Origin of the sequence: Pseudoalteromonas sp. P1-16-1b (assembly GCF_001401785.1) — a bacterium.
In the GTDB taxonomy this organism is placed as follows: domain Bacteria; phylum Pseudomonadota; class Gammaproteobacteria; order Enterobacterales; family Alteromonadaceae; genus Pseudoalteromonas; species Pseudoalteromonas undina.
This window is the reverse complement of record NZ_LKGQ01000002.1, coordinates 66298-78309: the sequence shown is the minus strand read 5'-3', so window position 1 is coordinate 78309 and position 12012 is coordinate 66298. Positions and strand designations below refer to the sequence as shown.

The following is a 12012-nucleotide window of genomic DNA, read 5'->3' as shown; positions in this document are numbered from 1 at the left end:
TATGCACGACCTTTTGCCTAATTACAATCTGTAGCAAGCTGTTTTACCCTGCGCACTCAACGTTCATTTGCTTTGTAAAAGCTGTATTTTTATTTTGAGTTAGCAACTAAGTTGCAGGAGAAGTCATGACCACCAAGCCGCTAGATGATAATTCATCTGATGCTATACCAGGAGCGGATACTCAAACCGTGTCCGATAGCTATGAAAATCTTCATAAGCCAAGCTCTGAGTTTGAAAGCCGCGACGCTTACCTAGAGCACGAGCTGCAAATTATGCAGCCAAAACGCTGGCGTCCAAATTTACCGTTTAGAGATTATCGCTTTGAATTTGAAGACACCATTCCAGCGATGGCCGCAACTATAGGTAAAGTTGTGATGGTTGCAGCCATTGCTGCCACGTTTGCAGGCCCTTTGGGGTTGAGTGATGGCTTTGTACTTGAAAACGTACGCTACGAACTTTTAATTGTTTCGTTATTTATTTTACTATTTTCTGGCTTTATTTTACCGACCGCTAACTTAGCGGGTACTCATGGCCCACTTATTCCATTAATTCCTATTGTGGTTGCCGCAGGCGGACACCCTATGGCCTTTGGTTTACTCATAGGTGCCTTTGGATTGATATTAGCATTTAGTAAAGGCGGCAGTCTCATGGCCAAGCTCACCAGTAAAGGAGTATGTGGTGGCCTACTTCTTTATTTGGGTTTTGTGGGTACCATTTCACAAGTTAAAAAGCTGTTTGCATGGGCTGAAGAAATTCAAATGACCCATATTGCCTTTATCGTAATCTTAGCCACAATTTTACTTTATGCTTTATTGGAGCATTACAAAAAACGCTGGTTAGCCGTGCCACTGAGCTGTTTAATTGGTGGTTTTACTGCTTTTGCATTGGGCGCACCGTTTGAGTTTAATACGGCACCGGGCTTACCAAACATGAACCCTATGTACTGGTGGGGGGAAAACACCGGTTGGATGCTTGGCTTACCAACAGCTGAAAGCTTTGTAGTTGTACTTCCTTTTGCAGTTTTAGCAGTTGCTATGTGGTCGCCTGACTTTTTAGGCCATCAAGTATTTCAAAAAATAAGCTACCCAGAGCGTACTGAAAAAGTACAAATGAATATTGACGATACCATGCTTAGCGCATCAACAAGACAAACCTTTGGCTCGCTATTAGGCGGTGCTAACTTTGCATCATCTTGGGGCACTTACATTGTTCCTGCAGCTATTGCAAAACGCCCTATTCCTGCAGGCGCAATTTTAACTGCGTTATTTTGTATTATCGCGGGTGTTTGGGGTTATCCAATGGACTTAGCTATTTGGCAGCCAGTATTGTGTGTTGCATTAATTGTAGGGGTGTTTATTCCACTACTTGAAGCGGGTATGGAAATGACCCGTGAAGGTAAAACCACCCAATCAGCCGCCATTGTGGTGTTTGCATCAAGCCTAGTAAACCCAGCATTTGGTTGGTCACTAACTATGCTACTTGATAACTTAGGCCTTATTGGCTGTAAAGAAAGAAGTGCTGATTTATCGCGAATGAGCCGCTGGGTCATCCCACTTATTATGTTTGTGCTATTAACCGGTGTAATGGCACTGGTAGGTATGCTACCAGGCATTCCTGCGCTAATGCCAAGCTTTAGACATTAATTCCTTTATTAAACAGCAAAGCGAGCTTTAATAGCTCGCTTTTTTATTGTACTTATAAAAAACCAGCACAGTGTTCCTGTAATAATCCCCCCTTAAGTAACAGTCCCTGAAATAATTACAAGCCACCCTGCAGAATTTTTATAAAACTCGCCACCAGCTAAAAAACCTTATGTATCAAAAAACCATAACCAGTTGATATATAAATGAAATTAAAAATTTCACTTTCTGGTATAGGCTTTGCACCCTTATAAGTGAACGTTAAAAATCATTTTATTAGTAACGCTTTTAAAATGAAAAATCATCACTTTTAATAAGGAGCTAACTATGAATAGCGATCGTATCGAAGGAAACTGGAAAGAACTTAAAGGTAAAGCGCAGCAAAAATGGGGCGATCTTACCAACGATGATTTAGATAAAATTGAAGGTAGCCGTACCGAGCTTGTTGGTAAAATTCAGCAAAAATACGGTAAATCCAAAGATGAGGCCGAGCGCGAAGTAAATGACTTTGAGAAAGGTCATTAATATAAAGCGTGTTAACAGCTTTACTTGCTAATAAAAAACCGCCAATTGGCGGTTTTTTTGTTATCTCAAGCTTAACTATTTTGCCAGCGCTAGTTTTACTGCTGCTTCGGCATGTATTTTGGTGGTGTCGTAAAGCGGAACCTGCGTATGTTTTGGCTTTACCAACAAGGCGATTTCAGTACAGCCTAAAATGATGGCCTGCGCGCCTTGTGCAAATAAGCGCTCTATAATGCGGATATAATCGCCTCGCGAATCGTCATCAATGATCCCTTGGCATAACTGCGAATAAATAACCTCGTGCACTCGCTTTCGCTCATTAGGCTCAGGTATTAATACCTCAATGTTATGCTTATCGGTTAAACGCTCTTTGTAAAAGTTTTGCTCCATTGTAAATTGCGTGCCCAACAACCCTACTCGCGAAATATTATCGAGTTTTAGTTGCTCTGCGGTAGCATCAGCAATATGTAAAATAGGAATTGTAATATTACTGGCAATCTCATCGGCCACTTTATGCATAGTGTTGGTACAAATAAGTAAAAAGTCGGCACCACCAACCTCTACAGATTTAGCTGCCTTGGTGAGTAACTTAGCTGTTTGTTGCCAATCGCCTTGATGCTGTAGTGCTTCAATTTCCGCAAAATCGACGCTCACCATAAAAATTTTAGCACTATGCAGTCCACCCAACGAGTTTTTAACGCCTTCGTTTAAAACTTTGTAATAGCTGGCTGTTGACTCCCAACTCATACCACCCAACATACCGATTGTTTTCATAGCTAGTTCCCACTCTCGATTACAGTTTGCGTTTCACAGTAAGTTAAAAATAGCCGCTCTTCACTAGAAACTTAATTAGCCTTATTAACTGCACTGATCACAGCGTCAGACAATAACAGCTTATCGTCTTTATATACTTCAAGCCAACCTGGTGGTGAGGTATCGCAACCAATAATAGTGACATGTAACACGTAACTGTAACGCCCGTTTTTAAACGTATAGTGATGATTACCACCACTACCTTCAAAGGTAATATCACCATTAATTAAAACGATATCAGGCTTGTCGCCTGGGCTTTTATCAATGCTCCACGATGCATAGCGGAAGTTTCCATCGCCTAAATCATCAATGCGAACTCGGTATTTTGCTGTGTCCCAATCAAGTATTGGTTTTTGAAAGGTTTTAATACTTGAATGAAGTGATTGTTTATTTTGAGCGATTAACTTTTCCGCGTGTGCTTGCTCAGTGGCATTTTGTGTATTCACAGCAATAACTTTGCCGTCTGTGTCTACCCACATTACGCCGTTATTGAGCATAATACCGCGCCAACCTACTCTATCCCAATCGGTATTAATATTAGAGCTACCAATAACGGCAACAAGTTCATCGTCAAACACTTCATCAAAGCGGTTAATAAACTCAGCTTCATTTTTAATATCAGGAAGTGGGTATCGTCTTTTTAGAGGGTAGCGAATATGCGCAGCAATCGCAGTTTTATCATGCGTTTTAAAAGCAGCAATAACAGGTAAAACACTCTCATGATACTTTTGCTCAAGCGCAAATATGTTAGATGTGAAAAGTAGAGATAGGCAAAGTAATATATAATTTAGATACTTCATTAAAAAACCTTCAATTTTGACTTTCGTTATGTGCTAATACTTTGACCTAAAATCTTAAAACATACCTTTCTGTTGAGGCGCTTCTTTATGATCGGTAACTTTCGTAATAAGTTTTTCGATCTTCAAACCTTGCGGTGTTTTAGTCTGAATTATTTCCATTTCAACTATTAATAGATCCCCTTTTCCAAACCTCTCTCCCTTATCAACAGTATCAATAAACTCTCTATCAGTAATTTCTGCATAAAAACTGGACTGTCCATCAAATAATTTCCACTTATTTCCATCTTTAAAGGATGGAGATTCAATCGTTAAACCTGTAGTAATTGTATTTTTTGAAATTGGTAAATCGAAATCAAGAGGTTTAAAAAATTCAGCATCATTAGCCGAAGCTTTAGTTTGGATATCAAACTTTGAAGATTTTAACTTTACTTCGCTTAATCCTTTAACCAAAGGCTCCCTAATAAATGTATCTAACGAATTAGCAGCTTTTGGATCAGAAAGAACGTTTAGCGTTTGAATATGAAATACCTGAGTATGACCATTAGAGTTTTCGATATTAACTGTATTCGCATTACTATCTGGTGTGCACTGCTTCGGTTGATTGCCAGCTAAATGAATACATAATTTAATTGAGTCAGTAGCCAGAGTAATAAGGTCTTTGGGGGAGCTAGTACAAAATAATGCTCCAGAGGATAAACCTACCACCTGTAGTAAAAAATCAATATCAAATGATTGCCCTCTAAAACCTGAGACATCCATACATAGCGATGCATCTTTACCATAAGCTTCTGTTGTAATCACGTTCATAAATTCATCTAGTGCTAAAATATAGCGAGCAACATCTTTCGCTTTTAGCTGCCCTTTTTCAACTGCTGCACCGTAATATTCAAGAGATAGCTGATCTTCCGTAATTGTCTGCATTATAATTCCTTAATTAGAGTAACTAAAACTTAGTATTCTTTATGCTTAGTCCAAAAAATTAATACCTAGACTACACGTTCAATTCATTCAATAGTCACATCTAATGCCTATTATGTAAACAATTGAGTTATCGATATTTATTGCGATAAAAAGATACAAAAATAAAAAACGAGCCTAATTTGGCTCGTTTTTCTTTTACTGATAGCTGACAGCTAAAAACTGACCGCTTCGCTATTTAACTACTTCCCTTTACTCCGGCTCATACCCCAAATTAGGCGATAGCCACCTTTCGGCTTCTGCGAGCGTCATACTCGTTCGCTTGGCGTAGTCTTCTACCTGATCCTTCTGTACTGCTGCTACCGCGTAGTATTTAGCTTGTGGGTGTGAGAAGTACCAACCTGATACCGCGGCACCTGGCCACATGGCGTATGAGCTGGTGAGCTGCATACCAATGCGTTTTTCGGTATCGAGTAGTTGCCAAATTTTCTTTTTCTCGGTGTGCTCTGGGCACGCTGGGTAACCCGGTGCTGGGCGAATACCTTGGTAGTTTTCGCGAATTAGCTCATCGTTAGGCAGGTTTTCATCGGGTGCATAACCCCAATACTCTTTACGCACTTGTTCGTGCAAGTATTCGGCAAAGGCCTCAGCAAGCCTATCAGCAACCGCTTTTATCATTATTTTATTGTAGTCGTCTTGCTGTGCGTCGAACGCATTGGCTAGGTCGTCTTCTTCTAAGCCACCTGTTACCGCAAACGCACCAAAGTAATCGGGTGTGCCTTTTGGCGCAATGTAATCGGCTAGGCAGTAGTTAGCAAAGTCGGTTTTTTCGGTTTGCTGGCGTAAATGACACGAGGTGGTTAATAGCTCTTTGCGCGTTTCATCGGTGTAAATTTCTATGTCATCGCCCACACGGTTTGCTGGGAATAAACCAATTACACCCAATGGCTGCAAAGTGCCTGACTTTTCAAGCTCATCGAGCATATCGTTGGCATCTTTAAACAAGCTTTGTGCTTGTTCGCCCACTACTTCGTCGGTCATTATGCGCGGATATTTACCAGCGATTGACCAGGTCATAAAGTACGGCGTCCAGTCTATGTATTTACGTAAAGTCGCGATTGATACATTTTTAAACTCGGTCACGCCCAGCTTTTTAGGCACGGGTGGGGTGTAGTTATCCCAATCGAGCTTTGCAGCATTATCGCGGGCGCGCTGTATGGTAACTGGTTTTGAGCGCGGCTTTTTGCGTGCTTGTTGTTCGCGTACTTTGTCGTATTCGGCGGTGGTTTTAGCTAAAAACTCTGCTTTATGCTCTTTTGATAATAAATTAGACACCACACCCACGGCGCGGCTGGCATTATTTACATACACCACGCCTTTGTCGTACTGCGGCTCTATTTTAACTGCGGTATGCGCTTTTGAGGTGGTTGCCCCGCCAATCATTAGCGGCAGCTCAAAGCCACGACGCTTCATTTCTTTAGCAACATGTACCATTTCATCAAGCGATGGGGTAATTAAGCCCGAAAGGCCTATAATATCGGCTTTTTCGTCAATTGCTGTTTGCAGTATTTTTTCAGCAGGTACCATTACGCCTAAGTCGATTACTTCGTAGTTATTACATTGCAGTACTACGCCTACAATGTTTTTACCTATATCGTGCACGTCACCTTTTACGGTAGCCATAACAATTTTACCGTTGGTCGCGCCCTCTTCTTTTTCGGCTTCAATGAATGGGTCAAGGTAGGCGACCGCGCGTTTCATTACACGGGCCGACTTAACCACTTGGGGTAAAAACATTTTACCGGCACCAAATAAATCCCCAACCACGTTCATGCCGTCCATGAGTGGCCCTTCAATCACGTGAATAGGTTTATCTGCGCCAGCACGGCACTCTTCTGTATCTTCATCTATAAAGGTGGTTATGCCTTTTACTAGAGCATGCTCTAGGCGTTTTTCAACCGACCAAGTGCGCCATTCTAAATCTTCTACCCGCTCAGCTTGTGCCATGCCTGAATATTTAGGCGCAAGTTCAACAAGGCGCTCGCCAGCACCGGGGTCGGTGTTAAGAATTACATCTTCTACGGCTTTGCGAAGTTCATCGGGGATGTCGTCGTAAACCGCAAGTTGCCCTGCGTTTACTATGCCCATATCCATACCCGCTTTTATAGCATGGTATAAAAACACCGAGTGAATCGCTTCACGTACTGGGTTATTACCTCTGAATGAAAACGATACGTTTGATACCCCACCCGACACTTTACAATGGGGTAAGTTTTGCTTAATACGGCGGGTGCCTTCAATAAATTCTACGGCGTAGTTGTCGTGCTCTTCTATACCGGTGGCAACGGCAAATATGTTGGGGTCGAATATAATGTCTTCTGGCGGGAAGCCAATTTCGTCGACCAAAATACGGTAGCTGCGCTCACAAATTTCAAACTTACGATCGGCGGTATCGGCTTGACCTTCGGTATCAAACGCCATCACAACAGCGGCGGCGCCAAAGCGTTTTATAATTTTAGCTTGGCGAATAAACGGCTCTTCACCCTCTTTAAGTGAAATGGAGTTAACAATGGCCTTGCCTTGAATACACTTTAGGCCTGCTTCTATAACTTCCCACTTTGAGGAGTCGACCATTATAGGTACTTTAGAAATATCAGGCTCTGAGGCAATTAAGTTTAAAAACTTAACCATGGCCGCTTTTGAGTCCAGCATGGCTTCGTCCATGTTGATATCAATAACCTGTGCGCCATTTTCTACTTGTTCGCGGGCCACATTAAGAGCGGTCTCGTAGTCTTCTTCCATGATCAAACGTTTAAACATGGCCGAGCCAGTTACGTTAGTACGCTCGCCGACATTGGTAAATACTGCAATTTGTTGGGTCATTGGCGGCTCCTTAATTTAAGTTACAGGCTTCTAGGCCTGATAAACGCATACGCACTTCAAGCTCTGGTAATTTTCGTGGTGCTGCGCCTTCAAGCCCTTTGGCAAAGGCACGAATGTGCGCAGGCGTAGTGCCGCAGCAACCGCCAACAATATTAATAAAGCCCGATTTACCCCAATCTATGATCTCTTTTGCCATATCGTCTGCTTCTAAGTCGTATTCTCCAAATTCATTGGGTAAGCCCGCGTTAGGATGAACAGAGACAAAGGTTTCGCACACACGTGATAGCTCTTCAACGTATTGGCGTAATAAATCTGGCCCTAGGGCGCAATTTAAGCCAATTGAAAGCGGCTTAATGTGGCGAATAGAGTTATAAAATGCTTCGGTGGTTTGCCCTGAAAGCGTGCGGCCTGAGGCGTCGGTAATAGTGCCTGATATCATTACTGGTAATTTACGCCCTGCTTGTTCAAACGCCTCTTCTACCGCGAATGAGGCGGCTTTTGCATTAAGCGTGTCGAATATGGTTTCGATTAAAATAATATCTACACCGCCCTCCATAAGCGCAAGGGTCGACTCCACATACGCAGTCACTAACTTATCAAAGGTGATATTACGATAGCCCGGGTCGTTTACATCCGGAGATAACGAACAGGTTTTAGATGTTGGCCCTAAAACACCCGCTACATAGCGCGGTTTTTCTGGGGTTTTAGCGCTAAATTCATCACATACAGCACGGGCTAACTTAGCTGACTCTAAATTAACTTCACGGCTTATACTCGCCATGTCGTAATCTTCCATCGAAATGGTAGTCGAGTTAAAGGTGTTGGTTTCGATAATATCGGCACCGGCGGCTAAAAAACTGCGGTGTATATCAGTAATAATTTCAGGCTTGGTTAGGCTTAATAAATCGTTATTACCTTTAATAAGCACGTGCCAATCTTTAAAACGTTCACCCCGGTAGTCTTGCTCTTCAAGCTTATGCGTTTGGATCATGGTTCCCATTGCACCATCTAAAATTAAAATGCGCTGTTTGAGCGTAGCACTTAGCTCTTGATGCTTATTGTTTTGAGGATTACTCGGCATAGTTGTTAGTCCTTACGTCTTGGCTAACTAAGTTAATATCATAGGGTGTGGTTTGGTAAACGTAATAATTTAACCAGTTTGAAAACAGTAAAAACGCGTGGCTTTGCCATGTTTTAGACGGTTGTTTGCTGGCATCGTCATCAGGAAAATAGTTTTCAGGCTTTGGCGCATCGGGGCTTTTTTGTAAATCGCGCTCATATTCAGCTTTTAAACTGTCGGCATCGTATTCGGGGTGGCCGGTAATAAACACTTGGCTGCCCGATTTATTTTTAAGTAAATACGCCCCTACTCGTTCAGAGCCCGCTAATACCACCAGCTCTTCACAGGCGTTTATTTTATTAATATCTATGTGGCCATAGCGTGAGTGGGGTACTAAAAAGGTATCGTCAAAGCCGCGGGTAAGTGCACCATGGGCAAAGTAGCATTGATGGGTAAACACCCCACAGAGTTTATTGTCTTTTAAATCGCGCTTTAAATTATAACGGTGATATAAGGCCGCGTGGGCAGCCCAGCACGAAAACAAGGTAGAAGTTACATGTTGCTCTGCCCAATCAATAATTACTTTGAGCTCTTCCCAATACGCTACTTCTTCATACTCTAAATGCGCGAGCGGTGCACCGGTAATTAACAGCGCATCGTAGTTGTTGTTTTTTACTTCTGAGAAATAACGATAAAAAGTATCTAAGTGTTGCTCAGAGTTGCTACTACTGCGATGCGTGTCTAGGCGCAATAGCTCAACATTTACTTGCAGCGGAGAGTTAGCCAACAAGCGAATAAACTGTACCTCGGTTTCTACTTTATTAGGCATAAGATTAAGAATAGCCAAACGCATAGGGCGTATTTCTTGGGTTTTTGCACGCGTTTTTGGCATTACAAACACGTTTTCATGACGTAAACGTGCAATAGCTGGCAATTCGTCTTCTACTGTAATTGGCATTCTTAAAGCTCCTGCTCATAAAAACCGAGAGTTAATACGCTCTCATTATGAACAGAATGCCAAAAATATCAACCTCTAGATGTATAGATGTCTAAATGAAATTTATTCACGCAGCTTATATAAATTGAATATGTACTTTAAAACAGTGCCATTCGTTGACTGTTTCACCTGTGAGCCACTACAATACAGCATTGAAATTTTTATTATTATTTGAAGGCTTCTTCCATGGTTTTACCTGATAAGTTTATATTCTCGATGAGTCGAGTATCTAAGGTTGTGCCACCAAAACGCACTATCTTAAAAGATATTTCGTTGCATTTTTTCCCAGGCGCAAAAATTGGTGTGCTAGGTTTAAATGGTTCTGGTAAATCATCACTACTTCGCATTATGGCGGGTGTTGATGAAGAGTTTGAAGGTGAAGCTCGCCCTCAACCAGGCACTAAAATTGGTTACTTACCGCAAGAGCCTGTTTTGGACGAAAGCAAAACAGTTCGTGAAATTGTTGAAGAAGCTGTAGGTGAAGTAAAACATGCCCTTAACCGCCTTGACGAAGTGTATAACGAATACGCAATGGAAGGTGCTGACTTTGACGCACTGGCTAAAGAGCAAGGTGAATTAGAAGCGGTTATTCAAGCCCACGATGGTCATAATATCGATAACGTATTAGAGCGTGCTGCCGATGCACTTCGTTTACCTGAGTGGGATGCTAAAATTGAGCACCTATCGGGTGGCGAGCGCCGTCGTGTTGCTATTTGTCGTTTGTTACTTGAAAAACCAGACATGCTGATTCTCGATGAACCAACTAACCACTTAGATGCTGAGTCGGTTGCCTGGTTAGAGCGCTTCTTACATGACTACGAAGGCACTGTTGTGGCAGTAACGCATGACCGTTACTTCCTTGATAATGTAGCAGGTTGGATTTTAGAGCTTGACCGTGGTGAAGGTATTCCGTGGGAAGGTAACTACTCTTCTTGGCTTGAGCAAAAAGATGCCCGCTTACAACAAGAGCAAAAATCTGAAAAAGCACGTCAAAAATCAATTGCACAAGAACTTGAGTGGGTGCGTTCAAACCCTAAAGGTCGTCAAGCTAAGTCAAAAGCACGTATGGCGCAGTTTAGCGAGCTACAACAGTCTGATTACCAAAAACGTAACGAAACCAACGAATTGTTTATTCCACCTGGCCCACGTTTAGGTGACCAAGTATTAGAAGTAAACAACTTACGTAAAAGCTTTGGCGACCGCGTTTTAATTGATGACTTAAGCTTTAGCATGCCTAAGGGCGCTATTGTGGGTATTATTGGTGCCAATGGTGCAGGTAAATCTACGCTATTCAAAATGTTAAGCGGTGAAGAGCAGCCAGATAGCGGTAATATCAGCATTGGTGAAACAGTAGAACTGGCAACTGTTGATCAGTTCCGTGGCAACATGGACGAAAGCAAAACGGTATTCCAAGAAATCTCTGACGGCCAAGATGTACTAAAAATTGGTAACTTTGAGTTCCCAAGCCGTGCTTACGTTAGCCGTTTTAACTTTAAAGGCAACGATCAGCAAAAGTTTGTTAAAGACTTATCTGGCGGTGAGCGCAACCGTTTACACCTAGCTAAACTGTTAAAAGCAGGCGGCAACGTGGTACTTCTAGATGAGCCAACTAATGACTTGGACGTTGAAACATTACGTGCTCTTGAGAATGCTATTTTAGAATTCCCAGGTTGTGTAATGTGTATCTCGCATGACCGTTGGTTCCTTGACCGTATTGCTACACACATTTTAGATTACCGCGACGAAGGCCAAATTAACTTCTTTGATGGTAACTACACTGAATACGAAGAGTGGCTTAAAAAGACTCTTGGCGCAGAAGCTGCACAGCCTAAGCGCATAAAGTATAAAAAAATTGGCTAACAGCCACAGTGAATAAGTTAAAAGCCCTGCATTTAATGCGGGGCTTTTTTATGCGAGCTATTTTTATCTTTAAGCAAATTGGCGTGTTGGGCATTACCAGCTATGCTTATTATAAATAACAGCTTTATAAGATTATTATGCAAAACCGTCGGCAATTTTCTCGTATTATGTTCTCTACTGCAGCGCAATTAGTTATGGCTAGCAGCCAGTATGAATGCACTCTATTAGATATCTCTTTACATGGTGCGCTTATTACTAAAAGCGATACATTTACTGGGAACAAAAATGACGAAGCAGTACTACGTTTTACTTTGCCACAAAGCGATATTGAAATAAAAATGCCGGTGGTTATTCGTCACATAGAAGAAAACCATATTGGTCTTAAGTGCCATAGTATTGATATAGACAGTATCACGCATTTAAAGCGTTTAGTTGAGCTAAACCTTGCTGATGAAACATTATTACACCGCGAGCTTGAAACGCTTATTCACCAAACATAAATAGACGCACTGCGTGAAG

At 41.9% G+C, this 12012-nt stretch carries 10 protein-coding genes; 4 read left to right on the top strand and 6 right to left on the bottom strand.

What is annotated here, in order from left to right:
* The first annotated feature begins 125 nt into the window (after positions 1 to 125).
* The gene (locus AN392_RS01755; protein ID WP_055011650.1) at positions 126 to 1643 is read left to right on the top strand and encodes a DUF3360 family protein; all 1518 of its coding nucleotides are present in this window, start codon (positions 126 to 128) and stop codon (positions 1641 to 1643) included.
* 324 nt (positions 1644 to 1967) lie between these two features.
* Complete coding sequence (locus AN392_RS01750; RefSeq protein ID WP_008111942.1) at positions 1968 to 2165, top strand: CsbD family protein; 198 nt, start codon at positions 1968 to 1970, stop codon at positions 2163 to 2165.
* A gap of 75 nt (positions 2166 to 2240) precedes the next feature.
* Here AN392_RS01750 and AN392_RS01745 read toward each other — a convergent pair whose 3' ends face one another.
* From AN392_RS01745 to metA, 6 genes are all read right to left on the bottom strand, one after another.
* Positions 2241 to 2936 (bottom strand): aspartate/glutamate racemase family protein, encoded by a 696-nt coding sequence (locus AN392_RS01745; protein WP_055011649.1) that lies wholly within the window; start codon positions 2934 to 2936, stop codon positions 2241 to 2243.
* 71 nt (positions 2937 to 3007) lie between these two features.
* The gene (locus AN392_RS01740; protein WP_055011648.1) at positions 3008 to 3775 is read right to left on the bottom strand and encodes a hypothetical protein; all 768 of its coding nucleotides are present in this window, start codon (positions 3773 to 3775) and stop codon (positions 3008 to 3010) included.
* A gap of 54 nt (positions 3776 to 3829) precedes the next feature.
* Positions 3830 to 4696, bottom strand: coding sequence for a hypothetical protein (locus AN392_RS01735; protein ID WP_013464370.1), 867 nt, complete (start codon positions 4694 to 4696; stop codon positions 3830 to 3832).
* A gap of 249 nt (positions 4697 to 4945) precedes the next feature.
* Positions 4946 to 7576: a methionine synthase gene (gene metH, locus AN392_RS01730; RefSeq protein WP_055011647.1), complete on the bottom strand. Its 2631-nt coding sequence runs from the start codon at positions 7574 to 7576 to the stop codon at positions 4946 to 4948.
* A 10-nt stretch (positions 7577 to 7586) separates the two neighbouring features.
* Positions 7587 to 8657, bottom strand: a complete 1071-nt coding sequence (locus AN392_RS01725; RefSeq protein ID WP_055011646.1) for a homocysteine S-methyltransferase family protein — start codon at positions 8655 to 8657, stop codon at positions 7587 to 7589.
* Positions 8647 to 9594: a homoserine O-succinyltransferase gene (gene metA / locus AN392_RS01720; protein ID WP_008111930.1), complete on the bottom strand. Its 948-nt coding sequence runs from the start codon at positions 9592 to 9594 to the stop codon at positions 8647 to 8649. Before metA ends, AN392_RS01725 begins: the two co-directional genes overlap by 11 nt.
* A gap of 225 nt (positions 9595 to 9819) precedes the next feature.
* On the opposite strand from metA, the gene ettA reads away from it, so the two are divergent.
* Both ettA and AN392_RS01710 read left to right on the top strand, forming a co-directional pair.
* Complete coding sequence (gene ettA, locus AN392_RS01715) at positions 9820 to 11493, top strand: energy-dependent translational throttle protein EttA (protein ID WP_008111928.1); 1674 nt, start codon at positions 9820 to 9822, stop codon at positions 11491 to 11493.
* A gap of 137 nt (positions 11494 to 11630) precedes the next feature.
* The gene (locus AN392_RS01710; protein ID WP_054202042.1) at positions 11631 to 11993 is read left to right on the top strand and encodes a PilZ domain-containing protein; all 363 of its coding nucleotides are present in this window, start codon (positions 11631 to 11633) and stop codon (positions 11991 to 11993) included.
* Positions 11994 to 12012 lie beyond the last annotated feature (19 nt).